At 70.9% G+C, this 24183-nt stretch carries 22 protein-coding genes; 2 read left to right on the top strand and 20 right to left on the bottom strand.

The window, feature by feature from the left end; translation table 11 throughout:
• Positions 1 to 33: 33 nt before the first annotated feature.
• From BM076_RS01455 to BM076_RS01445, 3 genes are all read right to left on the bottom strand, one after another.
• The gene (locus BM076_RS01455) at positions 34 to 870 is read right to left on the bottom strand and encodes an SAM-dependent methyltransferase (protein WP_245795638.1); all 837 of its coding nucleotides are present in this window, start codon (positions 868 to 870) and stop codon (positions 34 to 36) included.
• Between the two features lie 112 nt (positions 871 to 982).
• On the bottom strand, positions 983 to 1234 hold the full coding sequence (locus BM076_RS01450) for a DUF397 domain-containing protein (RefSeq protein ID WP_093711438.1): 252 nt from the start codon (positions 1232 to 1234) through the stop codon (positions 983 to 985).
• A 3-nt stretch (positions 1235 to 1237) separates the two neighbouring features.
• Entirely contained in the window at positions 1238 to 2065 is an 828-nt protein-coding gene (locus BM076_RS01445) for a helix-turn-helix domain-containing protein (RefSeq protein ID WP_177246297.1), read from the bottom strand.
• A 178-nt stretch (positions 2066 to 2243) separates the two neighbouring features.
• On the opposite strand from BM076_RS01445, the gene BM076_RS01440 reads away from it, so the two are divergent.
• Positions 2244 to 2705, top strand: coding sequence for an ATP-binding protein (locus tag BM076_RS01440; protein WP_245795637.1), 462 nt, complete (start codon positions 2244 to 2246; stop codon positions 2703 to 2705).
• A gap of 42 nt (positions 2706 to 2747) precedes the next feature.
• Here BM076_RS01440 and BM076_RS01435 read toward each other — a convergent pair whose 3' ends face one another.
• The gene (locus BM076_RS01435; RefSeq protein ID WP_093711436.1) at positions 2748 to 3551 is read right to left on the bottom strand and encodes an SGNH/GDSL hydrolase family protein; all 804 of its coding nucleotides are present in this window, start codon (positions 3549 to 3551) and stop codon (positions 2748 to 2750) included.
• A 232-nt stretch (positions 3552 to 3783) separates the two neighbouring features.
• Here BM076_RS01435 and BM076_RS01430 point away from each other — a divergent pair, with 232 nt between their 5' ends.
• On the top strand, positions 3784 to 4653 hold the full coding sequence (locus BM076_RS01430) for a tyrosine-protein phosphatase (RefSeq protein ID WP_407640604.1): 870 nt from the start codon (positions 3784 to 3786) through the stop codon (positions 4651 to 4653).
• Between the two features lie 65 nt (positions 4654 to 4718).
• Here BM076_RS01430 and BM076_RS01425 read toward each other — a convergent pair whose 3' ends face one another.
• The 16 genes from BM076_RS01425 to BM076_RS01350 form a co-directional block, all read right to left on the bottom strand.
• Positions 4719 to 6182, bottom strand: coding sequence for an aspartate aminotransferase family protein (locus BM076_RS01425; RefSeq protein ID WP_093711434.1), 1464 nt, complete (start codon positions 6180 to 6182; stop codon positions 4719 to 4721).
• The gene (gene dxs / locus BM076_RS01420) at positions 6169 to 8169 is read right to left on the bottom strand and encodes a 1-deoxy-D-xylulose-5-phosphate synthase (protein WP_093711433.1); all 2001 of its coding nucleotides are present in this window, start codon (positions 8167 to 8169) and stop codon (positions 6169 to 6171) included. Before dxs ends, BM076_RS01425 begins: the two co-directional genes overlap by 14 nt.
• 166 nt (positions 8170 to 8335) lie before the next feature.
• A complete protein-coding gene (hpnH, locus tag BM076_RS01415; RefSeq protein WP_093711432.1) occupies positions 8336 to 9364 on the bottom strand; it encodes an adenosyl-hopene transferase HpnH in 1029 nt (342 codons plus the stop codon).
• A gap of 5 nt (positions 9365 to 9369) precedes the next feature.
• The gene (locus BM076_RS01410) at positions 9370 to 9972 is read right to left on the bottom strand and encodes a phosphorylase family protein (RefSeq protein ID WP_093711431.1); all 603 of its coding nucleotides are present in this window, start codon (positions 9970 to 9972) and stop codon (positions 9370 to 9372) included.
• Positions 9973 to 9975: 3 nt separating this feature from the next.
• The gene (gene shc, locus BM076_RS01405; protein ID WP_093711430.1) at positions 9976 to 12009 is read right to left on the bottom strand and encodes a squalene--hopene cyclase; all 2034 of its coding nucleotides are present in this window, start codon (positions 12007 to 12009) and stop codon (positions 9976 to 9978) included.
• 113 nt (positions 12010 to 12122) lie between these two features.
• Complete coding sequence (locus tag BM076_RS01400; RefSeq protein ID WP_093711429.1) at positions 12123 to 13193, bottom strand: polyprenyl synthetase family protein; 1071 nt, start codon at positions 13191 to 13193, stop codon at positions 12123 to 12125.
• Positions 13190 to 14596, bottom strand: coding sequence for a hydroxysqualene dehydroxylase HpnE (gene hpnE / locus BM076_RS01395; RefSeq protein WP_245795636.1), 1407 nt, complete (start codon positions 14594 to 14596; stop codon positions 13190 to 13192). The genes BM076_RS01400 and hpnE overlap by 4 nt, the downstream gene beginning before the upstream one ends.
• Positions 14597 to 14816: 220 nt before the next feature.
• Positions 14817 to 15761 (bottom strand): presqualene diphosphate synthase HpnD, encoded by a 945-nt coding sequence (gene hpnD, locus BM076_RS01390; RefSeq protein ID WP_177246271.1) that lies wholly within the window; start codon positions 15759 to 15761, stop codon positions 14817 to 14819.
• On the bottom strand, positions 15758 to 16645 hold the full coding sequence (gene hpnC, locus BM076_RS01385) for a squalene synthase HpnC (protein ID WP_245795635.1): 888 nt from the start codon (positions 16643 to 16645) through the stop codon (positions 15758 to 15760). Before hpnC ends, hpnD begins: the two co-directional genes overlap by 4 nt.
• A gap of 332 nt (positions 16646 to 16977) precedes the next feature.
• Positions 16978 to 17784, bottom strand: a complete 807-nt coding sequence (locus tag BM076_RS01380; protein WP_093711427.1) for an ABC transporter ATP-binding protein — start codon at positions 17782 to 17784, stop codon at positions 16978 to 16980.
• Entirely contained in the window at positions 17771 to 18700 is a 930-nt protein-coding gene (locus tag BM076_RS01375) for an ABC transporter permease (protein ID WP_093711426.1), read from the bottom strand. The genes BM076_RS01380 and BM076_RS01375 overlap by 14 nt, the downstream gene beginning before the upstream one ends.
• An 82-nt stretch (positions 18701 to 18782) precedes the next feature.
• Positions 18783 to 19628 carry a glycosyltransferase family 2 protein gene (locus tag BM076_RS01370; RefSeq protein WP_093711720.1) on the bottom strand — a complete coding sequence of 282 codons (846 nt, stop codon included), beginning with the start codon at positions 19626 to 19628 and terminating at the stop codon, positions 18783 to 18785.
• A gap of 44 nt (positions 19629 to 19672) precedes the next feature.
• Positions 19673 to 20452, bottom strand: coding sequence for a CDP-alcohol phosphatidyltransferase family protein (locus tag BM076_RS01365; protein ID WP_093711719.1), 780 nt, complete (start codon positions 20450 to 20452; stop codon positions 19673 to 19675).
• Positions 20430 to 21491, bottom strand: a complete 1062-nt coding sequence (locus tag BM076_RS01360) for an iron-containing alcohol dehydrogenase family protein (RefSeq protein ID WP_093711425.1) — start codon at positions 21489 to 21491, stop codon at positions 20430 to 20432. Before BM076_RS01360 ends, BM076_RS01365 begins: the two co-directional genes overlap by 23 nt.
• On the bottom strand, positions 21479 to 22243 hold the full coding sequence (locus BM076_RS01355) for a phosphocholine cytidylyltransferase family protein (protein WP_093711424.1): 765 nt from the start codon (positions 22241 to 22243) through the stop codon (positions 21479 to 21481). Before BM076_RS01355 ends, BM076_RS01360 begins: the two co-directional genes overlap by 13 nt.
• A complete protein-coding gene (locus BM076_RS01350; RefSeq protein ID WP_093711423.1) occupies positions 22240 to 24078 on the bottom strand; it encodes a DUF5941 domain-containing protein in 1839 nt (612 codons plus the stop codon). Before BM076_RS01350 ends, BM076_RS01355 begins: the two co-directional genes overlap by 4 nt.
• Positions 24079 to 24183: the final 105 nt, after the last annotated feature.

The raw sequence follows: 24183 nt of genomic DNA, 5'->3' as shown, positions 1-24183 counted from the left end.
CCCGTGGGGCAAAAAATTTGCCCCAGAGGCAAATCACCGTATGCGGGCGACACCTCCGTAGACGCCGATCCGCCGCAGTTCCTCCGGCGTCAGCTCGGAGCCGTCCTCGGGGTGCCACAGAGGGACCTGTACCAGACCGGGCTCGACCAGGTCGTATCCGTCGAAGAGGGCGAGCACCTCGGCGTGGCTGCGGGCGGTCAGCGAGGCGGTGGCCTTCTTGTAGACCTCCATCACCTCCGGCGCCACCTCGGCGTGGAAGTCGGCGGTGGCGTGCGAGAGCACCAGGTAGCTGCCGGCCGGCAGCGCCTCGCGCAGCGTCGCCAGCATGCCCGCCGGGTCCTCCTCGTCGGTGACGAAGTGCAGCACCGAGACCAGCAGCAGCGCGACCGGCTCGTCGAAGTCGATCAGCTCGCTGATCGTGGGGTGCTCCAGGATGGTGCGCGGCTCGCGCATGTCACCGAGGAAGAAGCCGGTGTTGCCGGTGCCGATCAGCCGCGCGCCGGCGTGCGTGGCCACGATCGGGTCGTTGTCGATGTAGGCGATCCGCACGTCGGGCGAGACCTCGTGCGCGATCTCGTGGGTGTTCGGCGAGGTGGGGATGCCGGTCCCGATGTCGATGATCTGCCGCACCCCGCATTCCTCGACCAGGTACCGGACGGCTCTGCGCAGGAACTCACGGTTGGCGCGGGCGCCCAGGACCACGTCCGGGGCGACATCGAGGACACGCTGCGCCGCTTCCCTGTCCACCTCGTAGTTGTCCCAACCACCGAGGAAGTAGTCGTACATACGAGCCGGGTGCGGCCTGCTGGTGTCTATCTCGTCGACGGGGAATCCCTGGTCGGTCACGCCGTCCTCCGCTTCCATCTGCATCCGTGCTTCCGTGCTGTTTCCGCTGGTTCCGCGGTTTTCACCGCTTGTACTGCTCGTACTGCCTGTGGTGCTCGTACTGCCTGTGGTGCCTGTGCCGCCGTGCTCACCGTGCTCACCCGAGGAGGAAATCCGCGTCCCCCGCCTTGGCGCCCTGGATGAAGGTGGTGATCTCGTGATTGGTGTAGATCAGCGCCGGGCCGTCCGGGTCGGTCGACTGGCGCAGCGCCACCCGTCCGTCGTTCAGCCGCTTGGCCTCCACGCAGGAGCCCCCGTTGCCGCCGCTCCATGGCTTGCGCCACCCGTCGGGGCCCAGTGCGGCGGCGGGCATTCCGTTGTAGATGTCGTCGTTGCTGACGCGATCCATGGTTCAGATCTCCTTGCGCATGCCATCGAGGATGGCCTTGGTGCTCTGTGCCGGCGCGGCCTGCGCGCACATCCGGTCGAGCGCCTCCAGGAAGGTGGTGACGTCGTCGCGTTCGTCGAAGTAGACGCCGCCCACCAGGCTCTCGGAGTAGGCGATGTCCGGGATTTCCTGGAGCTGGAACCGGAAGATGTGGAACGGCCCGTACATCGCGGGGTGCGGGCCCATGGCGAACGGCATGACCTGCAGCCGTACGTTCTGCAGTTCGGTCGCGGCGGCGAGGGCGTCCATCTGCTCGCGCATGACCTGCCGGCCGCCGATCGGGCGGCGCAGCACGGTCTCGTCCATGACCACCCACAGCAGCGGGGGCTTCTCGGTGCGCCGGACCAGCGCCTGCCGCTCGACCCGCAGCGCGACCAGCCGCTCGATCTCGTCGGCCGCCGCGTGCGGCAGCCCGGCGCGCAGCACGGCACGCGCGTAGGCAGGGGTCTGGAGCAGGCCGGGGACGTAGTGCGGCTCGTAGGCGCGGATGACGGACGCCTCGCCCTCCAGGCTGACGAAGGCGCTGAACCAGTCGGGCAGCACATCGCGGAAGCTGTGCCACCAGCCGGGCCGGTTGGCCTCGCGGGCCAGTGCCAGGAAGCCGCCGATCTCGTCGGGAGCGGTGATTCCGTAGGTGACCAGGAGCTTCTCGACATAAGGGATTTTCAGCCCGACTTCCGCCTTTTCCATCCGCCGGATGGTGGCGTGGGTCACATCGAGGGCCTGCCCGGCCTGCTCGAAGCTGAGCCCGGCGCGCTCGCGGAGGTCCTGGAGCCGCTTGCCGAGCACCATGCGCAGGACAGTCGGGGCGCCGCCCGGCCGTGGGTCCATCACCTGGCTCGACCTCCAACTCCCTTGACTCGTAAGCAGTGTGGCATGCCGTCAGCGACAGCAACAGTGTGTTCTGTTGAATTTGCAAATTACAGAACGGACCTTGCCATGTGTCCCGGGCGAGCCTCATAGTTACGGAGTGGTTCCTTCACCCGACGCACTCCGACGCGAGCGCCACGACATCGTGGACGGCTGCGACCGTCACGACGTCTTCCGGCTGCCCGCGCTGAGCGCCTCGGTGGCGGACGCCCGGGGCCGGATACGCGAGCGGCTGGCGGAGTGGGACGCGGACCCGGAGCTGTGCGACGACGCGAGCCTGGTGGTCACGGAGCTGTTCACCAACGCCGTCCGGCACACCGAGAGCGAGAAGATCACCTGCGTCCTGCGCGAGCGCGGCGCGGTGGTGCGGCTGGAAGTGACCGACCAGGGCAGGGGCGTGCAGGAACCCGTACCGTGCGACGCGGGCACGGAGGCGGAAGGCGGCCGCGGACTGCTCCTGGTGAGCGTGCTGGCGCTGGCCTGGGGATCGGATCCCGCGGAGAACGGAACAGGGCGCGTGGTGTGGGCCGAACTGGCCGCGCACCACGCGCCCTCCGCGTAGAGCGGCGCCTGAAGGCATCAGGGGTCCGGCGGCTCCGGGGCTTCAGAGCGGCAGCAGATCCGGGCGCTTGGCCGTCACGTCGTCGCCCGAGGACTCCCCGCGCAGCCGGCGGCCGATCCACGGCACCAGATACTCCCGGGCCCACTGGATGTTGTCCCTGCGCACCTCCGACGGCGCCCGGTGCGACTCCGGCGGCCACTCCTGGTCGGGGTCGGCGGGCACGTCGAGACCGAGCACCTGGGCCGCGCGCAGCGCCACCCGGGTGTGCCCCTCGGGCGACAGGTGCAGTCGGTCGCCGCTCCACGCCCTGCGGTCCTGCACCGACCGCAGCGACCACAGGTCGAGCACCGGGCAGTCGTAGCGGTCGGCGATGGACCGGACATGGGCGGTGTACGTGGCGATCTTGCCGCGCAGGTGCCGCAGTACGGGCACGCCGCGGGTGTCGAAGCCGGTACAGACCAGGACGGTGCCGACGGCGCCGCTGAGGTCGGCGACGGCGGCCTCGAAGCGCTCGGCGATGGCGTCGGGGTCGCTGCCCGGGCGCAGGATGTCGTTGCCGCCCGCGCAGAAGCTCACCAGGTCGGGGGCGAGTTCCTTGGCGCGCGGCACCTGCTCGGCCACGATCTGGTCGAGCAGCCGGCCGCGGACCGCGAGGTTGGCGTAGCCGAAAGTGTGCTCCTCGCGCCGGTCGGCGAGGAGTACGGCCAGGCGGTCGGCCCAGCCCACGTACATGCCGTCAGGACCGGGGTCGCCGACGCCTTCGGTGAAGCTGTCCCCCACCGCGGTGTACGACCCGATCGCACTTTTGTCTTCTGTCTGCGGATCTGTCTGCGCATCGTCAGCCACGTCGGACCATCTTTCTCCTCCGGCTGTGACCTACGCGACCGTAAGGAGGGGTTGACGCGACGTGATTCATCCCACCAGGTCAAACCCGGCGCGGACGGAATACGGCGGCATCCGGGCCGTCGGCGGGCGAGGACACATACCGACCGGTACGTGGTCCCCCGCGCTGCCGTATCGTCGGCAGTGCCCCAGCTCGCAACGTATGAGGCACCGTATGAGAGGTAGGAGGACCCCGGTGACGCAGGAACTGCCGCAGACCGACCCGACCGGAACCGAGCCGATACCGCCGTCCACGGCGGGGCCCGCGTCCGAGCCCGAGCTGAACGGTGTGCGCAATTTCCGGGACGTCGGGGGCCTGCCCACCGCGGACGGCCGCCGGGTCAGGCACGGCGTGCTCTTCCGCAGCGGTCATCTCGCGCACGCCGACGCCGGCGACACGGCGTTCCTCGCGGGCCTCGGCCTGCACACCGTCTTCGACTTCCGCAATCGGGACGACATCGCGCTGGAGGGCCCGGACGTCGCCCTGCCGGGCACCGTGAACGTCAATCTGCCGCTGTCCGACCCCGCGCTGGGCGACAACGCCGACTTCTGGCGGACGGTGCGCGACGGCAACCTGGAGCAGCTGGAGGCGCTGCTGGGCGACGGCCGCGCCGCGGACCGGATGGCGGGCTCGTACCGCAAGCTGATCCGCGAGCGCACCGCCGAGCACGCGCGGATGCTGGAGCTGCTTACCGAGCCGGTGGCCCCCGCCGTCCCCGCGCTGTTGCACTGCGCCGCGGGCAAGGACCGGGCGGGTACGTCGATCGCGATCATCCTGCTGGCGCTGGGCGTCGAGCGGTCCGCCATCGAGGCGGACTACCTGGAGAGCAACGCCCAGCACCGCCGCTACCGGGTGCGCCGCGGCGACGGCAGCACCGGCGCGCAGATCGACCCGGCGGTGATGGCACTGCTCAACCCGCTGTTCGAGGCGCGGGTTGAGTATCTGCGGACCGCCTTCGACACCATCGAGCAGGAGTGGGGCTCGGTGGACCGCTATCTGGAGGAGGGCCTCGGCCTGACCAAGGAGCGCCGCGAGCGGCTGCGCGAGGCGCTCCTGACCGGCTGAGCGCCGCCCCGGTCGGCTGCGGCACTCAGCGGTCGGCCGGGGCGCTCCAGGGTCGGCCGGAGGGCTCAGCGGTTGGCGACCGCCTGCTTGACCAGGGTGCGGCCGAAGTCCCACATCAGGCCGCCGCCACCGTGCGCGTCGTCCATGACGGCGGTGAACGCGGTGACGAAGCGGTCGACGTCCGCCTCGTCGACCACCAGCGGCGGGATCAGCTTGATGACCTCGACGTGGTCGCCGGAGACCTGGGTGAGGATGTGGTGCCGCTGGAGCAGCGGCACCACCACCATCTGCGCGAACAGGCCCTTGCGCGCCGCCTGGAGCATCGTCCAGCGGCTGCGCAGGCCCAGCGACTTGGGGCGGCCGAATTCGATGCCGACCATGAGGCCGCGGCCGCGTACGTCCTTGAGGAATTCGTACTTCTCGACGAGCGCGGCCAGCCGGGTGCGCAGCAGGTCGCCCATCGCCCGGGAGTTCTCGACCAGTCGCTCGTCCTCGACCACCGAGAGGGTGGCCAGGCCCGCGGCCATCGCCTGGGCGTTGGAACCGAAGCTCGCCGAGTGCACCAGCACCCGGTCCATGGAGGAGTAGACCTTCTTGAAGATCCAGTCCTTGCCGAGCGTCGCGCCGACCGGTACGTAGCCGCCGGAGAGTGTCTTGGCGACCGTCAGCAGGTCCGGTTCGACGCCCTCCTCCTGCTGGTAGGCGTAGAAGGTGCCGGTGCGGCCGATGCCGGTCTGCACCTCGTCGCAGATCAGCAGCGCCTTGTGCTTGTGCAGCAACTCCTGGGCGGCGCGCAGGTATCCGGGCGGCGGGATGTAGACGCCGTGCCCCTGGATCGGCTCGACGATCATGGCGGCCACGTCGCCGCGCTTCAACTCCCGCTCCAGCGCGTCCAGATCGCCGACCTCGATCTCGGTGTCGGGCAGCAGCGGCGCGAAGCCGTCCTGGAAGCCGGCCTCTCCGTTGACCGAGAGCGAGCCGGTGGTCAGGCCGTGGAAGGAGTGCTTGCAGTACAGCACGCGCTTCCTGCCGGTGGCGTAGCGGGCGAATTTCAGCGCGGTCTCGACGGCCTCGGTGCCGCTGTTGCCGAAGAACACCCGGTCCAGGTGCGGCGAGTGGGCGAGCAGCTTCTCGGCGAGCAGTCCGGGCAGCGGCTGGCAGTCGAAGCGGGTGAGGTCGGCCAGGCCCGCGTCGAGCACGTCGTGCAGCGCCTTGCGGACCACCGGGTGGTGCCGGCCGACGCCCATGACGCCGAAGCCGGCCAGCATGTCGAGGTAGTCGTTGCCCTCGGCGTCCCAGAAGTGGGCGCCCTCGGCCCGCTCGTAGACCTTGTCGAAGCCGATGGTGTGCAGCATGCGCGGGAGCTGGTGGTTGAGGTGCTTCCCGTGCAGCTCGTAGCGCTCACCGCCGCGCTGGGCGAGCAGCGTCGCCAGGTCGAACCCCTTGGCCGGACCGGGCACTTCGGCGCCCGTGGCGTCGGGATCCGTCGCGCCGCGGCCCGTGGCCGCGCCGCTCTCAGACGATGTCATCGCTCACCTGCTCCTTGTGTGCGTGATGGGGTACGGCCGCGCGCGGCCGGTCGCCCGCGGTGTCGGCCCGCTCCCCGACCGCCACCGTACGCGGCGTGCCGGGCGCGCCGCCGAGGCGGGTCAGGGCGGCGCCGATCCGCCCGGCGATCTCGGCCGGGGTCAGGCCGATGTCTGCCAGCACCTCGGCGCGCTTGGCATGGGCGAGGAACTGCTGCGGGATGCCGAAGTCGCGCAAGGGGACGTCCACTCCCGCGTCGCGCAGCGCCTGAGCGACGGCCGAACCGACCCCGCCGGCGCGGCCGTTGTCCTCCACGACGGCCACCATCCGGTGCCGCGCGGCGAGTTCGGGCAGCGCGTCGTCCACCGGCTTGACCCAGCGCGGGTCGACGACGGTGACGCCGATACCGCGGCCCGCGAGCAGTTCTGCGACCGACAGACAGGTGGCGCCGAGCGCGCCGACGGCGACCAGCAGCACATCGCGGTCCTCGCCGTCGCCCGGCTCGTGCAGGACGTCCATGCCGCCGACCCGGCCGACCGCGGGCAGCGGGTCGCCGACGGTCTCCTTGGGGAAGCGGATGACGGTGGGCGCGTCGTCCACGTCGAGCGCTTCGCGCAGCTGTGCCCGCAATTGGTCGGCGTCGCGCGGCGCGGCGATCCGCAGGCCCGGCACGACCTGGAGGATCGACATGTCCCACATGCCGTTGTGCGAGGCGCCGTCCACTCCCGTGACCCCGGCCCGGTCCAGCACGAAGGTGACCCCGCACTTGTGCAGGGCGACGTCCATCAGCACCTGGTCGAAGGCCCGGTTGAGGAAGGTCGCGTAGATGGCGACCACCGGGTGCAGGCCGCCGGTGGCCAGGCCCGCGGCCGAGGTCGCGGCGTGCTGCTCGGCGATGCCCACGTCGAAGACCCGGTGCGGGTATGCCTTGGCGAAGGCTTCCAGGCCGACCGGCTGGAGCATGGCCGCGGTGATCGCGATCACATCGGGCCGCTCGGCGCCGATCCGCACCATTTCCTTGCCGAAGACCGAGGTCCACGAAGGGCCGCCGGCCGGGGTGATGGGCCGCCCGGTGAGCGGGTTGATGGCGCCGACTGTGTGGAAGCGGTCGGCCTCGTCCTGCTCGGCGGCCGGGTAGCCGCGGCCCTTCTCGGTGAGGCAGTGCACCAGGACCGGGCCGTGGAAGCGTTTGGCGCGGCGCAGCGCGGACTCCACGGCGGCGGTGTCGTGGCCGTCGATCGGACCGACGTACTTCAGGCCCAGGTCCTCGAACATGCCCTGCGGGGCGAAGGAGTCCTTGAAGCCCTTCTTCGCGCCGTGCAGCGACTCGTACAGCGGCTGGCCGATCACCGGGGTCTGCTGGAGCACGTTCTTGCCCCAGGACAGGAAGCGTTCGTAGCCGTCGGTGGTGCGCAGCGTGGTGAGGTGGTTGGCGAGGCCGCCGATGGTGGGGGCGTACGAGCGCTCGTTGTCGTTGACGACGATGATCAGCGGGCGGTCCTTGGCGGCGGCGATGTTGTTCAGCGCCTCCCAGGCCATGCCGCCGGTCAGGGCGCCGTCACCGATGACGGCGACGACATGGTCGTCGCTGCCCTTGACCTGGTTGGCCTTGGCCAGGCCGTCGGCCCAGGCGAGCACCGTGGAGGCGTGGCTGTTCTCGATCACGTCGTGCTCGGACTCGGCACGACAGGGGTAGCCGGACAGGCCGCCCTTGCTGCGCAGCTTGGAGAAGTCCTGGCGCCCGGTGAGGAGTTTGTGGACGTAGGACTGGTGGCCGGTGTCCCACAGGATGCGGTCGGCGGGCGAGTCGAAGACGCGGTGCAGCGCGATCGTCAGCTCCACCACCCCCAGATTCGGTCCCAGGTGGCCGCCGGTCCTGGCCACGGCCTGGACCAGGAACTGCCGGATGTCGGCGGCCAGTTCGTCGAGCCGGCCCTCGGGCAGTGCCTTCAGGTCGCGCGGGCTTTTGATGTTCTCCAGCATCGACATACGTGGACCTCGTTCCCCCTGCCGGGATTGCTGTGTTCAGCCGACCGCTCCTACGGCTCCGGCCGGCCCGGCCCCGGCGCACCGCGCGGGGCGGTGCGCCGGGGAAGGCCCGGCCGGTACGGATGACGGGCCGAGCGCGACGGGCTCGGCCGCAGTCACGGTGAGGTCACTTCGCCCGGTTGGAGGCGACGGTCTCACGGGCGGCGCGGATCGACTCCTTGAGCGAGCCCATCGTGGCCAGGACGGCGGTCGGCTCGTAGCCGCAGTGCGCCATGCAGTTGTCGCAGCGCTCGTCCTTGCCGCGGCCGTACTTGTCCCAGTCGGTCTCGTCCAGCAGCTTCTGGTACGTGGGGACGTAGCCGTCGGCCATCAGGTAGCAGGGGCGCTGCCACCCGAAGAGCGAGTAGTTGGGGATCGCCCAGGCCGTGCAGGGGAAGTCGGCCTTGCCCTCCAGGAAGTCGAGGAAGAGCGGGCTGTGGTTGAGCCGCCACCTGCGCCGGTTGCCGTTGTCGAACGCCTTCTTGAACAGCTCGCGGGTCTGCGTGACGCCCAGGAAGTGGTCCTGGTCGGGCGCCTTCTCGTAGGCGTACGCGGGAGACAGCATCATCTCCTCGACCTTCAGATCGTCATTGAGGTAGTTCATCACCTCGATGATCGTCTGCGGGGTGTCGGTGTTGAAGAAAGTGGAGTTCGTGGTGACCCGGAAACCGCGTCGCTGGGCTTCCTTGATCGCCGCCACGGCCTCGTCGAAGGTGCCTTCCTTGGCCACCGACTCGTCGTGCCGCTCCCGCATACCGTCAATGTGCACGGTAAAGGCAAAGTAAGGGGAGGGTGTGAACTTGTCGATTTTCTTGCGCAGCAGAAGGGCATTGGTGCATAGGAAGACGAACTTCTTCTTCGCCACCAGCTGGCGGACGATCTCGTCGATCTGGGGGTGCATCAGCGGCTCGCCACCCGCGATGGACACCATCGGCGCGCCCGACTCCAGCACCGCGCCGACGGCCTGGGCCACCGGCATGCGCTGCTTCAGCACATTGGCAGGGTGCTGGATCTTGCCGCAGCCCTCACATTTGAGGTTGCAGGCGAAGAGCGGTTCGAGCTCGACGATGAGCGGGAACTTTTCGCGGCGCCTGACCATTTTCTGTTCGAAGAGGTACGACGCGACACGGATGGTCTGACGGAGCGGCATAGCCATCTAGCTCACCTCCAGGGGAGCACGGTAGTGCGGTGCCAATCAAGAAAGGCAGGAACAAGATCTCTGAGCACCCGGAATGCGATGATCCCGGTGCGAAGCGTTCCGACGCGTACGAGTTCGAACTCGGGCGTGTCGACGACGACTCGGGCCGCCGCGATATGGCGCGCTCCTTCGGCGAGGGCGGCGCGCCGCATCGCGGCCGATTCCATGTCCACGGCGATGGCACCGGTCGCCGCCAGTGCGGCGCGCTCGGCGCCCCGCACGACATGGTCGGATTCTGCGAGCGGGCCGGTGTGCACGGTGTGACCGGCCGCCTTGAGCGCGGCGGCGAGCGCCTCGCTCTCGTGACCGTCCTCGGCGACGACCACGTCACCGGGCCGCATGCCGGGGGCGAGCCCCGCGCAGAAGCCGGTGGTGAGGACGGCCGAGCCGTGCAGCTCCGGTTGGTGCAGGGCCTCACGGACCGCCCGGTCGGCGGCCGTCGGGCCCATGCCGGTGCGCAGCACCGTGACCCCTTCGGCGCCGCTCCTGGCGGCTCCCCTGCGCAGCGCGGTCCGCTCGATGCGCAGGGCGCACACCACCAGCAGCGGCGGTCCTGTACGGCCCACGAACTAGGCCCCCTTTCCGGTTCCGGCGGCGCTGCCGGCGGTGACGGCCGGTTCGCCCGCGGTACCGAACGGCTCGTCGCGGACGTAGCGCCCGAGGGCGGTCAGCGGGAAGACCATGCGGTAGAGGTGGTAGTTGATCGAGAAGTCGCGGGGGAAGCCGGTACCGGTGAAGTACGGCTCGTCCCAGGACCCGTCGGGCAGCTGGGTCTCGGTGAGCCAGCGCACCCCGCGCGCGACCGTGTCGCTGTCGCGTTCGCCCGCCGCCAGCAGCGCCATCAGCGCCCACGCCGTCTGCGAGGCGGTGGAGACACCGCGGCCCACCCATTCCCGGTCGGAGTAGGAGCGCAGGTCCTCGCCCCAGCCCCCGTCGTTGTTCTGCACCGATTCCAGCCAGCGCACCGCCCTGCGGATCGCCGGGTGGTCGGCCGGCAGCCCGGCCGCGGCCAGCGCGGGAACCGCGGACCCCGTGCCGTAGATGTAGTTGACACCCCAGCGGCCGAACCAGGCGCCGTTGTCCTCCTGTTCCGCCAGCAGCCAGTCGATGCCCCGCTTGGTGTGGTCGTCGCGTTCGAGACCGAGCGCGGCCAGCATCTCCACCACGTGCGCGGTGACATCGGCGGACGGCGGGTCGATGACCTCGCCGAAGTCGCAGAAGGGCAGCCGGTTGGGGAACGGACTGGTGTTGTCGGCGTCGAAGGCACCCCAGGCTCCGTTGCGCGACTGCATCCCGACGTTCCAGCGGACGGCCTTCTCGACCGCGGAGTCGACGCGAGCCCGGTCCGGGTGCTGGATCCTGCGCAGCGCGAGGACCACCTCGGCGGTGTCGTCGATGTCGGGGTAGATGTCGTTGTGGAACTCGAACGCCCAGCCGCCGGGGGCCAGTCCCGGCCGCTGCACGGACCAGTCGCCCGGCCGGGTGATCTGCTCGCCGAGCATCCAGTCGGCGGCCTTGACCAGCGCCGGGTCGTCCGCGGGGACGCCGGCGTCGGCCAGCGCGATGGCCGCGAGACAGGTGTCCCAGACCGGGGACTGGCACGCCTCGATCATCCGGACGCCCTCTTCGGGCCAGACGGCGAAACGATCCAGCGAGTCGAGTCCGGCCTTGACCACCGGGTGGTCCAGCTCGTACCCCAGCAGGTGCAGGGCGATCACCGAATAGACGGCCGGCGGCTGGATGCCGCCCCAGCAGCCGTCCGCCTCCTGCCGCTCGATGATCCAGCGGGCGCAGGCGTTCATCGCGGTGCGCCGGACCATGCGCGGGCTGAAGCGGCGGTAGACGTGCAGCGCCTGGTCGAGCCGCTCGAAGACGCCGTCCCAGGTCCTGATGGACGCCCTGCGCCGCTTGGGCAGCGGCTGCGCCGGATCGACGTGCAGTTCGTCGATGCCGAACGGGGCCGGGCGGACCGGCCGGTGGGCGCCGACGACGGTGAGCGGCACGATGGTCTGCCGCGCCCAGCAGCCGAAGGAGTAGATGTTCAGCGGCATCCACTTGGGCAGGTAGATGATCTCCGGCGGCAGTTCCGGCAGGTCCTCCCAGCGCCACCAGCCGAAGAGCGCCAGCCAGATCCGGGTGAAGACCCGGCTGGCGGCCACTCCGCCCTCGCCGCGCGACCACTTGGCGGCCAGCGCCATATGGGCCTCGTCCGGGGAGTCCCCGGCCAGCCGCAGCGCGACATACGCCTCGATGGTCGCCGACACGTCGCCGGGACCGCCGTGGAAGGTGGGCCAGGCGCCGTCCGCACGCTGCTGCGAGCGGATCCAGCGGGCCGACGCCGCCGTGATCCGCTCGTCCTGGATACCGAGGAACTGCCGCAGCAGCAGATCCTCGGCGTCCATCGTCACATTGGTTTCGAGGTCGCCCTTCCACCATCCGTCAGGGTGCTGCCGTGCCAGAAGGTGGTCTGCGGCGCGCTGCACGGCACGCTGCGCCGCCGCCTCGGTGCCGTCGGCTGGAACAGGGTCCGGCTCCGAGGTGCTGCTGGCCGAAGGTGTCCGGTGGTCTGGCGTACCTGGACTGCCGTCGGTCGTCGCTGTCATGGCTTCCCCTTTGCAGTTGAGACTTCTGCGGTGTTGGGGCGGCCGTCCGCCGTCACACGAGAGGGACCGGCGACGTTAGCGCTCCACGTTTGTTCTGTCGTTCTGTTTTCCGGCTATTTCTCGCGGACCACCACAAAATCCGCGAGACCTACGAGCTTACGGTGAACATCATCCGGCATGTCCATTTTGTCCAGCGCGGCGATGGCGGTCGCGTACTGCCTTCTGGCCTCCTGAGAGGTCCATTCCCGGCCACCGGCCTCTTCGATCAACGCCGCGCGCATGGCGAACTCTTCCTCGCTGAAGGCACCGGTTTCAGGATTCTTCGCGTCCGCCGCCAGCAGTTCACCCAGCCGCTCCGACGCGGACCCGCCCGCGGCGAGCGCGGCGACCACCGGCAGCGACTTCTTGCGCTGCCGAAGATCGCTCCAGGTCTGTTTTCCGGTGGCGGCCGGGTCGCCCCAGATGCCCAGCAGGTCGTCCACCGCCTGGAAGGCGAGCCCCAGGTGGTAGCCGTACTCCTCCAGCGCGTCGGCGTCGGCGTCCGAGGCCCCGCCGAGCACCGCGCCGATCGAGGAGGCGCAGGCCAGCAGCGCGCCGGTCTTGTTGCCCTCCATCTCCAGGCACTCCTGGACGGTGACCCGCTCGCGGTGCTCGAAGGAGATGTCCTGCGCCTGACCGTCGATCAGTTTGCGGGTGGCGGTGGTCAGCCGCCGGGTGGCCCGGCCGGCGTCGGCCGTGCCCTGTTCGAGCAGCAGCTCGTTGGCGAGCGCGAAGAGCGCGTCGCCGACCAGGATGGCCTGCGCGGGGCCGTGCACCTTCCACACCGTGTCGCGGTGCCTGCGCTGCTCGTCGCCGTCCATCAGGTCGTCGTGCAGCAGCGAGAAGTTGTGCACCAGCTCCACGGCGACGGCGCCGGGGATGCCGGTCTCGGCCGAGGCACGCGCGGCCTCGGCGGACAGCAGCGCGAGCGCCGGGCGTACGGCTTTGCCGCCGTCGCCGTCCGCGGGTCGGCCGGTCTCGTCGATCCAGCCGAAGTGGTAGGCGGCGACGGTGTCCATCGGGGGGGCGAGGCGGGCCACGGCCGCGCGCAGTACCGGGGTGGTCAGGATGCGGCCGTTCTCCAGCAGTGCGATGACGCCGGCAGCGGTCACGTTCTCTCCTCTGGTTGCACCAATAGCACTCATGCCGCCTCCAGGACGCCGTTGTCGAAGGGCATCCCGACCGCGGACAACGCTTCTCGGGAGGCGTGCAGGCCGCTGCGTACCGCGCTTTCCATGGTCGCGGGCCAGCCGGTCGCGGTCCACGACCCGGCCAGGTACAGGCCGGGGGCGCGGGTCACCGGACCGGGCCGCAGCGCGCCGACACCCGGGGTGGGCGCGAAGGTCGCGGTGCGTTCCCGGGTGACGAAGAAATCGCGGACGCCCGCGTCGCGGGCGGCCGGCAGCAGCCGTTCCAATTCGGGCAGGTAACGCGCGCGCAACTCGGACACGGGGAGGTCGATCTCGTCCTCCACGGCCGACTGGGACACGGCCAGGTACTGGCCTCCCCCGGTGAGCCCCGAGCTGGTGGTGCGGTCGAAGACCCACTGGACAGGGCTGTCGAGAGCCGCGAAGAACGGCTGCCGCAGCACTTGTCTGTTGTAGATCACATGCATATTGAGGATCGGCGCGGTGCCGATCCGCAAGAGCTTTTCCGGATCCTGGACAGCTCCCTCGGGCAGCAGCCCGTGCGCCTCGCGCTGCGGGACCGCCAACACCGTGATGTCCGCGTCGAGTTGCTCACCGCGGCCGGGGCCGGTCTCGACCGAGACCTGCCAGCCGCCGTCCACGCCGGGCTTGATGCCGGTGGCCCGCGACCGCAGCATCGTGCGCACTCCGGCGGTCTTCAGCGCCGCTCCGGCCCGGCCGTCGTGCAGGTCGCCCAGCGGCGCCGAGGCCCAGCCGATGTCGGCGGCGCCGGCCTCGGAGAGCAGCCCGGTCTTGAAGACCTTCGCGGCAAGACCCAGCGACGCGTCGGCCGACCGCGCGTTGAGCGTGGCGACCCCGACCAGGTCCCACAGCGCCTCGATGGTGCGCGCGGACTGCCCGCGCGCGGCCAGCCAGCTCGCGAAGTCGGTGCGGTCCAGGGCCGGGTCGTCCAGGTCGAGCCTGCCCAGGGCGAGCGCGGCGCGGCCCACCGAGGCGCGCTCGGCCAGGCTCAGGTGCGGGTAGCGCAGCAGTCCCGCGGCCAGGTGCAGCGGCACCGGCAGCGCGGTGCGGCTGAGCCGGCCGAGCCGCAGGGTGTCGGCCGCCAGCACCGGGACGTCCAGCCGGTCCTGCAGGGTGACCAGGTCGCGGGCCGCGATCCGGTCCAGGAACCACTGGTAGGCGGTGCAGCAGCGAAGGAAAACGTGCTGGCCGTTGTCGACGGTCAGCTCACCGCGCTTGAAGGAGAAGGCGAGTCCGCCCAGGCGCGGCCGGGCCTCGGTGAGGGTGACCCGCACCCCGGCGTCGGCCAGGGCGAGCGCGGCCGTGGTGCCGGCCAGGCCGCCGCCGATCACCACGGCGGTCCGCATGCCGCCGCTGCCGGCGGTTGTCTCGTGGTTCATGTCCCGCTGTTCCCGGCCGTGTTGGTGACTGTCTTCGCGACTGTCGCCCCGGCCGTCGTGCTGATCCACGGTCATGCGTCCCTCCCCCCTTCGGTCCCGCCGCACCGAACACGGTGAACCGTTGCTGGCAGTGACGCTGTGCGTGTCCCGGTGGTTGCCTTGTCGCCCACGTACTGTGCCCCGTTCCGTGCGCGCGGACCCGCGCCGTCGGGGGATGGTCTCACGCGTCACCTCGTGGGGAGCGTGCGGTGCGCCGCGCGTCGAGTCCGGCCAGGCCGCGGACGGCGACGTACGCCTTCTCGCGCCCGGGCAGCGAGACCCGGCCGCGCAGTACGGCCTCGGGGTCGGCGGCGATCCGCTCCAGCAGCCTGCGGTAGATCCCGGCCATCGCCGAGACGCAGGCGCCGCTGCGCCGGTCGAGCATCGGCAGCAGCCGGTATCCGGTGGCGAACAGGGCGCGGGCGCGCCGTACTTCGAACTCCACCAGGCCGGCGAAGTCGGAGCCGGGCGGCGGGGTGTCGCTGTGGAAACCGGCGGCGCAGCCGAACTTGGCGAGATCCTGCGCGGGCAGGTACGTCCGTCCGTTCCCGGCGTCCTCGCGGACGTCCCGGAGGATGTTGGTGAGTTGCAGGGCGAGGCCGAGCGTGTCGGCATATTCCGCGGCACGGGCATGATCGTGCCCATTCGCGGTGCCGAACACGCCAAGCGAGAGCCGTCCGATCGCGCCCGCCACGCAGCGGCAGTAGACGGCCAGGTCGTCCCAGGTCTCGTAGGTCTCGCCGCGGACGTCCATCAGGACGCCGTCGATGAGTTCGTCGAGCCCTTCCAGCGGCAGCGGGAAGCGCCGGCCGGCGTCGGCGAGCGCGACCGCGACCGGGTCGGTGTCGTCCTCGGCGACCTCGCCGGCGCGGATCCTGGTGAGCAGCGCACGGGTGCCGTCGAGCCGCTCGGCCTTCTCCTCCGGCGGGAGTTCACCGTCGCCGATGTCGTCGACCCGGCGCGAGAACGCGTACAGCGCGGACATCGCCTGCCGCTTCTCGGCGGGCAGCAGGCGGATTCCGTACGCGAAGTTGCGGGCCTCGTGGCCGGTCACAGCCTCGCAGTAGCGGTATGCCGCGAGCACGGGACCGGACGTGTGGGCGGAACCGTTCACGGTCCGGCTCACCCCTCTCTTCGCAATGTCGACCCCACCTCGCGCAGCAGGCCGGGCTTGGTGGCTTTCGGCGAAACCGCCAGTACGTCGTACCCCGCTCCTTCGACCGCCTTCAGCGCGGCACGGCCGCCGCCGACGAATCCGGCGAGCAGCAGCCTGAGCCTGCCACGGACGCTGCCCACCAGGGGGGTACCTTCATCCAACAAGTATCCGGCGCGCTCCGCTTCGAAAGCCACCAGGGCACGCACCTGTGCGCCGGCCGTGACCGCGGCGAGATCTGACTCCTCGACAGCGAACCGCTTCATGTCCTGCGCGGGCAGGTAGATCCGGTCGCGGGCGAGGTCCTCGGCGACGTCCTGGAGGTGTTCGACGATCTGCAGCGCCGTGCAGACCGCGTCGGACCGGCGGACCCGCTCGGGGGTCGAGGTGCCGGTGATGGAGAGCACCAGCCGGCCGACCGGATTGGCCGACAGCTCGCAGTACGCGAGCAGGTCGTCGTACGTCTCGTAGCGCCGTACCTGCTGGTCCTGGCGGTTGGCGGCGATCAGGCCGAGAAAGGGTTCCGGGGTCAGCGCGTGCTTGCGGACCGTGGGCTGGAGCGCGAGCAGCAGCGGGTGACGGGGGGTGCCGTCGAACACCCGGTTCAGGTCGGCCTCGAAGGCGTCGAGCATCGCGAGCCGGTCGTCGGCGCTGTCCGCGGGCAGGCCGAGCCGGACCGCGTCGTCCCGGCCGCCGGCCGCGAGGTCGCCGTCACCGATGTCGTCGACGAGCCGGGCGAATCCGTATACCGCCATCAGGTCCCGGCGCCAGGCGCGCGGCAGGAACACCGGTGCGACGGGGAAGTTCTCGCGCGCGGCCTTGTCCAGGACGGCCCGGGACTCCGCGTCCCCGGTCACCGTGGATGTCCCGGCACACAGGCGGCGAACGTGCCCCGGAGCAGGATGGTCCCGATCATCATGGCCGCCACACCCCCCGTTCTACACCGCCCAGCAGCAGATACTTCCCATTTCGGACACACCGCTCCGGGTGTCGCACCCGGGTGTCGACCAGCGGCATCAGCGGTATCGATCATCGGCAGGCTCCCAGCACCGGTACAGCTTACGACCGGTGATGCTGCGGCGTACGCCGGGGGCGTGACACGTGGTGCGATTGAAATACAAGGTCCCCGCCGGATCGTCCGACGGGGACCTCGTACACCTGAGAGCGGGCAGAAGACGGCGGTGGGCGGCTACTTGGTGTGGTCCTCGTACGCCTTGAGCACGTCGTCGGTCGGGCCGTCCATCAGCAGTTCGCCCTTCTCCAGCCACACCACGCGGTCGCACGTGTCGCGGATGGAGTTGTTGTTGTGGCTGACCAGGAAGACGGTGCCGGCCTCCTTGCGCAGCTCCCGGATGCGGGCCTCGGAGCGGCGCTGGAAGGCGCGGTCGCCGGTGGCCAGTGCCTCGTCGATCATCAGCACGTCGTGGTTCTTGGCCGCCGCGATCGAGAACCGCAGCCGGGCCGCCATACCGGAGGAGTACGTCCGCATCGGCAGCGAGATGAAGTCGCCCTTCTCGTTGATGCCCGAGAAGTCGACGATCCCCTGGTAGCGGCTACGCACCTCCTCCTGCGTCATGCCCATGGCCAGACCGCCGAGGATCACATTGCGCTCACCCGTCAGGTCGTTCATCAGCGCCGCGTTGACACCCAGCAGGGACGGCTGGCCGTCGGTGTAGATCTTCCCGCGCTCCGGCGGCAGCAGACCGGCGATGGCCCGCAGGATCGTCGACTTGCCGGAGCCGTTGGAGCCGATGATGCCGATCGCCTCACCGCGGTACGAGGTGAAGCTGACGCCCTTGACCGCGTGCACGCGGCGGACGTTCGGCGACGACTTGCGCGACAGCAGCCGGCCGAGCGCCGCGGTGGCGCTGCCCCGGCCGGTGCCGGCGCCGTGCACGGTGTAGACGATGTGCACGTCGTCCACGATCACCGTGGGGACACGGGTGTCGGAGGGCCGCTGGGTCCTCTCGACGCTCTGCTGCTCAGCCACGGCCATATTGCTCCTCCGCCTTCCAGAAGTAGACGTAGCCGCCGATGCCCACCAGCAAGGCCCAGCCGACCGCCGAGGCCCACACGTGCGGGGGCAGCTGCGAGGAGGTGACGCTGTCGATCAGCGCGAAACGCATCAGGTCGATGTAGACCGCGGCGGGGTTGATGTCGAGCAGGATGCGCACGAAGTGCGGCGCGCTGTTGGTCAGCTTGTCGATGCTGTACATGACGCCGGACATGTACATCCAGGTGCGCAGGATGAACGGCATCAGCTGCGCCAGGTCCGTCATCTTGCTGCCGAGCCGCGCCACGATCAGCGCCAGGCCGGTGTTGAAGATCCACTGCGTGAACAGCGCCGGGAACAGCAGCAGCCAGTTCATGGTCGGTACCTCGCCGGTCATCAGCACGATGGCCAGCAGGACGAACATCGACATGATCAGCTGCTGCAGCTGCATCAGCGTGAAGGCGATCGGCATCGAGGCGCGCGGGAAGTGCAGCGCCCTGATCAGACCGAGGTTGCCGGCCACCGCACGCACACCGCTGAGCACCGAGGACTGCGTGAAGGTGAAGATGAAGATGCCGGTGACCAGGAAGGCGATGAAGTTGTCGATGCCTTTGCTGGTGCCGATCAGCAGACCGAAGATCAGGTAGTACACCGCCGCGTTCAGCAGGGGCGTCATCACCTGCCAGAGCTGGCCGAGTCGGGCCTGGGTGTACTGCGCCTGAGTGCGCGCCTTGGCGAACTCGTTGATGAAATGTCGCCGGCCCCACAACTGGCGGGTGTACTCCACCAGGCCCGGCCGGGCGCCACTGACGGACAGACCGTACTTGGCCGCCAGCTCGGTGGGGCTGAGGCCGTCATCGGCCGTGGGTGCGGGTGGGGCACCGACGGCGACCGCACCATCGTGCGTTGTCTCGCTCACAGTTGACACTTTCGTCCTCAAGGTGCGCGCCGGGGGCAGGGGGATTCCCGGGCTGCGCCTGATGCTCTCAGGTCCGAGCTTGTCAGATGATCGGGGGTCGGCCCAGCCGGGTCAACCTCCAGACGGTCCGCCAGCGCATCGCCCGCCGCGGACCGCACGGTGTGGCCCAGCCCTCGCGGAATCCGCCGAGCCAGGCACGCAGCGCCGGCCGGGACGGCCTGCGCGCCAGCGTCAGCAGGAACCAGACGCCGAGGTAGACCGGGACCAGGGGCCAGGGCAGATTGCGCCGGGCCAGCCACACCCGGTTACGGGCCACCATCCGGTGGTAGACCGCGTGCCGCGCCGGTGAGGTCGCCGGGTGGAAGAGCACCATGTCATGCCGGTAGTCGATCAGCCAACCCGCGTCAAGGGCGCGCCAGGCCAGATCGGTCTCCTCGTGGGCGTAGAAGAACTCGGCGGGCAGCGGGCCGACCTGCTGGATGACCCGGCTGCGTACCGCGCACGCGCCGCCCAGGAAGGTGGTGACCCGGGAGTCCCGCATCGGGTCGGACGCGCGCAGGCGGGGGACGTGCCTGCGCTGGGTCTGCCCGGTCTCCGGATCGGCGATCCGGAAGCTGATGATGCCCAGTTCCGGATCGGCGTCGAACGCCTGCCGTACCAGTTCCGCGGTGTCGTCACCGGGCAGCAGCCCGTCGTCGTCCAGGAACAGGACGACGTCGACCTCCTCCGCGCCGGGTCCGAACAGCTCGATGCCGACATTGCGGCCGCCGGGGATGCCCAGGTTCTCGGGCAGTTCCGCGGTGCGCACCTGGGGCGGCAGCGGCGGCAGCGGCGATCCGTTGCCGACCACCGCGACCGCCACGGGCGGGCCCTGCTGCTTGGCGACCGAGTCCAGCAGGTCGTTCAGCTCCGCGGGGCGGTTGCCCATGGTGATGATCACCGCGCCGAGTCGCAGCGGCGCCCCCGGCGTGCTCACTTCAGCCTGCTCGACGCGAGGACCGATACCAGATGCAGCAGGGTTTGCAGCAGGGCGATTCCGGCCAGGACGGCGACGCCGAGCCGGGTGAAGAACAGGTCGTCGCGGATCTGGTCGAGGACGGCCAGCACCAGGATGAGCAGGGACGCCTCGACACCGAGCACCAGGCGGTGGAACTTCAGCGCGGCCGCGGCCCGGCGGGCCAGCGCGACGCCGGACGAGCGCGGCTCGGACGCCGCCTCCTTGACCGGTGGCAGTCCGCCCTGGTGGCGGGCGACACCGACGAGGTCGGTCTCTGCCTTGATCAGCACCGCGCCGAGCGCGGCCAGGGTGCCCAGGAACGCCCACAGCCAGTCGATCCGGCCGCTGCCCCACAGGTCGGCGGCGCGCAGCCCGAAGCCGACCAGCACGGCGGCGTCGCACAGATAGGCGCCGACCCGGTCCAGGTAGACGCCGGACAGCGAAAACTGCTGCTTCCAGCGGGCGATCTCGCCGTCCACGCAGTCCAGCAGCAGGTACAGCTGCACCATCAGCACACCGAGGACGGCGCCCGCGATCCCGGGCACCAGCAGCGCGGGGGCGGCGAGCACGCCGAAGACGGTCATCAAATACGTCAGCTGGTTGGGCGTGACGCGAGTGGGCGCGAGGTGCCGGTCTATGCGCAGCGACAGCTCGCGCATGTAGAGCCGGCCGGCCCAGTGCTCGCCGCTGCGCCGGTCCTTGACACCCGGCGGGTGCACGACCGGGCGCAGTTCAGCTACTGATGGCTTTGACATAGTCGGCGTATGCGTCCCTGATCTCGGTGGCGGACAGGTCGAGGTGTTCGAGGATCGTGTAGCGGCCGGGGCGGGTCTGCGGGGCGTAGCGCACGACCTCGACGAACTCGGCCTCGGTGAAGTCGACGTCGGCCGCCAGCACCGGCAGTCCGTGCCGACGCAGCACCTCCGCGACCAGACCGGCCTGCTCGGTCGCGCCGCGCAGGTGCATGGCGAAGGTGGCGCCCAGGCCCGCGCCCTCGCCGTGGGCCGGCGCCCGCTGCGGGAAGAGCAGGTCGAAGGCGTGCAGGATCTCGTGGCAGGAACCGGACGCCGGGCGGCTGTCGCCGCTGACCGACATCGCGATGCCGGAGAGCACCAGCGCCTCGGCGAGCGTGGTGAGGAAGTCGTCGTCGCCGATGCCGCCGGTGTGCCGCAACACCGCCTCGCCCGCGGTACGGGCCATGGCCGCGGCCAGTCCGTCGACGCGTTCGCCGGTCTCCCGGTGGGACAGCTCCCAGTCCGCGATCGCGTTGATGTTGGAGACCGCGTCGCCGATACCGGAGCGGACGAAGCGGGCGGGTGCCTCCCGGACCACGTCCAGGTCGATGGCGAGCGCGATCGGCGGCGGGACACCGTAGGAACCGCGTCCGTTGTCGTTGTCCAGGGTGGCCACCGGCGAGCAGATGCCGTCGTGCGACAGATTGGTGGCCACCGCGACCAGCGGCAGGCCGACCCGGGCCGCGGCGTACTTCGAGGCGTCGATGATCTTGCCGCCGCCCAGCGCGACGACCGCGTCGTAGCGGTTGCCGCGCATCGCGTCGGCGAGCTTGACGGCCGCGTCGATGCTGCCGCCGCCCACCTCGAACCAGTCGGCGTCGGGCAGTGTCACCGACAGCCGCTCGCGCAGCGCCACGCCGGAGCCGCCGCTGGCGGCCACCGCGAGCCTGCCGGAGCTGGAGATCCGCTGGTCGGCCAGGAGCGCGCCGAGGCCGTCCAGGGCGCCCGCCCTGATATCGACGACGACCGGCGACGGAATCAGCCGGGTCAGTACTGGCACGCAATCACCCGCCCCTTGGCGAGGTCGTCGTGATTGTCGATCTCGACCCAGGCGACGTCGCCGATCGGGGCGACGTCGATGGTGAAGCCGCGGTCGACCAGCTCCTGGTAGCCGTCCTCGTAGTAGAGGTCGGGGTCGCGCTCGAAGGTGGTCTTCAGCGCGTCCGCCAGTTCGGCCGCCGCCTCGCCCTCGATGAGGGTGACGCCGATGTACTCGCCGGTGGCCTGCGCCGGGTCCATCAGCTTGGTGATCCGCCGCACTCCCCTGCCGGGCTCGGCGACGACCTTCATCTCCTCGTCGGCGAGCTGCTTGACGGTGTCCAGCGCGAGCACGATCCGCTTGCCGCCGCCGCGCGCGGCCAGCAGCGTCTTCTCCACCGAGACCGGGTGCACGGTGTCGCCGTTGGCCAGAATCACACCGTGCCCGAGGACGTCACGGGCGCACCACAAGGAGTAGGCGTTGTTCCACTCCTCGGCCTTGTCGTTGTCGATCAGCGTGAGCTTCAGGCCGTACGTGCGCTCCAGGGCGTCCTTGCGGGCGTAGACCGCTTCCTTGCGGTAGCCGACGACGACGGCGACCTCGGTGAGCCCGATCTCCGCGAAGTTGGCCAGGGTCAGGTCGAGGACGGTCAGGCTGTCCGCGGCGCCTTCCGGCCCCTCGGGACCGACGACCGGCACCAGCGCCTTGGGCAGGGTGTCGGTGTGGGGGCGAAGACGCCGTCCGGCGCCGGCCGCCAGCACAAGGCCGATCATGCGGGTTCTCCTGATTCGTCGTGCACAGCCGGCGCCGCCGACGACACCCAGAAACGCACGCTCTCGGTGAGGACCAGCAGGGCGAGCGCGACGGCGAGCACCGTCAGCGCGACCGTGAAACCTGTGTGGTGGGCGAGGGCGGCCATGAGGGCGACCACCAGGGTGCGGCCCTCGTGCCCGCCGGCCGCCCGCACCAGGGCCCGCGGCGGCGCCCCGGTGCCACCGCGGATGCGGTACACCGTGTCGTAGTGATGGTAGGCGACCGCGGCCACCAGGCCGAAAGCAGCGGGCAACGCTCCGTTCACCCCGGAGACGGCCGCCAGTGCCAGGACGGTGCCGTACTCGCCGGCCCTGAAGAACGGCGGCACCAGCCAGTCCAGTGCCCCCTTCAGCGGCCGGGCGACGGCGAAGGCCGAGGTCAGGACATAGAACGCGGCGGCGAGGACGGGCCACCAGCTGCCCCGGGAGGCGAGTGCGGCGGTCGCGGTCACCGCGGCGGCGCCGATCAGCGCGACGACGGGCGGTACGAAGACCGGCATGCGCCGGGCGAGCGGGCGCAGGGCGCGGGCCCCGGCCTCGGCGAGCGGGCCGCTGTCGGCGAGGTCGGCGAGCGCCTGCGCGGCACGGTCGGTCCGCTGGGCCCTCCGGGTGAGGGAGCGCAGCACCCGGCCCGCGGTGGTGTAGCAGGCGGCGAGGCCGCAGCCGACGAGCAGGACGACGAAGGTGATCCGCGGGGTGGTGACCGCGGTGAGCACGGCGATCAGGGCCCAGCGCTCGCCGATCGGCAGCACGACCATCCGCCGTACCCACACCGTCCAGCCGACGCTGTCCAGGCGGCCGGACAGGGCCGCGGTCGGGCTGGTGTTGGCGGCGGCGTCGTGATTGGCCTCGGTGAAGGCGAAGTCGACCACATGCCGGCAGGTCTGGAGCACCATCGCGCCCAGCGCCAGGGCCCATACGTCGTCCCCGCCGCGGGCGGCGCCGAGCGCGAGTCCCGCGTAGTACGCGTACTCCTTGGCCCGGTCGAAGGTGGCGTCCAGCCAGGCGCCGAGCGTCGAGTACTGCAGGGAGTAGCGGGCGAGCTGGCCGTCGGTGCAGTCCAGGACGAAGGAGGCCAGCAGCAGCACCCCGGCCGCCACGTACCCGCCCCTGGTGCCGGTGGCCGCGCAGCCGGCGGCGATCAGCGCGACGAGCAGGGAGGCGGTGGTGACCTGGTTGGGGGTCAGACCGCGGCGGGCGCACCAGCGGGCGAGGTAGCGCGAGTACGGGCTGATGAAGTGGGTGGTGAAGAAGCCGTCGCGGGACTTCACGGCGCTGCGCAGCCGTACCGACTCCTCGTCCACGGCGGCGACGGCGGCCTCGGCGGCGGCCCGCCCGGCGCTGTCGGCGGGGACGGCCGCGACCAGGACGCCCAGCTCCGGGCGGTACGGGGCGGCGCCCTGCGCGTCGAGGGCGTCGGCGAGGGCGTCGGGGAGCGGGGCCGTGGGGGCGGCCCCGTCGGCGGCGCGCGGTCCCGCGGCCACCGGGGCGGCGGCGAGCGCCGCGAGCGCACCGGTCAGCGCCTGGCGGGCGGCGGGCCTGGCGGACACCGCTCCCGGGACGGCGGCGGCGTCGAAGCGCGGGTCGGTCAGGGCGAGCCGCAGCGCGTGCCGGTGACCGACGAAGCGCCGGTCGACGACGGCGACCCGGTCCTCGGCGGGCGCCTGGGCGAGCAGCTCGGCCACGGCGTCGGGCGTGTCCGCCTCGACCACCTGGAATCCCAGCGCCCGCAGGTCGTCCGCGAGCGGCGCCGCGGGTCCCGCGGCGTGCGGGCCGGTGACAATGGCGGTCGGCAGAGGAACTCACTCCCTGAAACGTGCGTGAACTGCGGTGGAACTGCGGTGCCTTGAGGCGTACGGAAGGCATGCCCCGGCGTTCTCGCGGGCGGCTCGTCCGGGCCG

It is taken from the genome of Actinacidiphila alni (genome assembly GCF_900112845.1).
GTDB classification, from domain to species: Bacteria; Actinomycetota; Actinomycetes; order Streptomycetales; family Streptomycetaceae; genus Actinacidiphila; species Actinacidiphila alni.
Note: the sequence above shows the minus strand (reverse complement) of the source record. Positions and strands in the feature narration are given on the sequence as shown.